Below are 593 nucleotides of genomic sequence, written 5' to 3'. Positions count from 1 at the left end.
GTCGTGCGGAAGTAGAACTGCGGACGGTAGTTCGTGAAGAACGGCGTGTGGCGCCCACCCTCTTCCTTCGTCAGGATGTACGCCTCCGCCTTGAACTTCGTGTGCGGCGTGATCGAGCCCGGCTTGGCCAGAACCTGGCCGCGCTCCACGTCCTCGCGCTTCGTGCCGCGCAGCAGCGCGCCGATGTTGTCGCCCGCCTCTCCACTGTCCAGCAGCTTGCGGAACATCTCGACGCCCGTGACCACGGTCTTCACCGTCGCCTTCAGCCCGATGATCTCGACTTCCTCGCCCACCTTCACCACGCCGCGCTCCACGCGGCCCGTCACCACCGTGCCGCGGCCCGAGATCGAGAACACGTCCTCGACCGGCATCAGGAACGGACGGTCGATCGCGCGCTCCGGCTGCGGGATATAGCTGTCCACCGCCGCCATCAGCTCCAGGATCGCCTGCTCGCCGATCTCAGGCGTCTTGTCCTCGAGCGCCGCCACCGCAGAGCCCTTGATGATGGGGATGTCGTCGCCCGGGAACTGGTAGGAGGACAGCAGCTCGCGCACCTCCATCTCCACCAGCTCGACCAGGTCGGGGTCCGCCCC

1 protein-coding gene is annotated in these 593 nt (G+C 67.1%); it reads right to left on the bottom strand.

Features of this window, described 5'->3' with window-relative positions:
- On the bottom strand, positions 1 to 593 hold a 593-nt coding region (locus AC1DWF_RS36590; protein ID WP_476843333.1), incomplete at both ends, for an EF-Tu/IF-2/RF-3 family GTPase.

It is taken from the genome of Aminobacter sp. P4_D5, from assembly GCF_056401815.1.
Note: the sequence above shows the minus strand (reverse complement) of the source record. Positions and strands in the feature narration are given on the sequence as shown.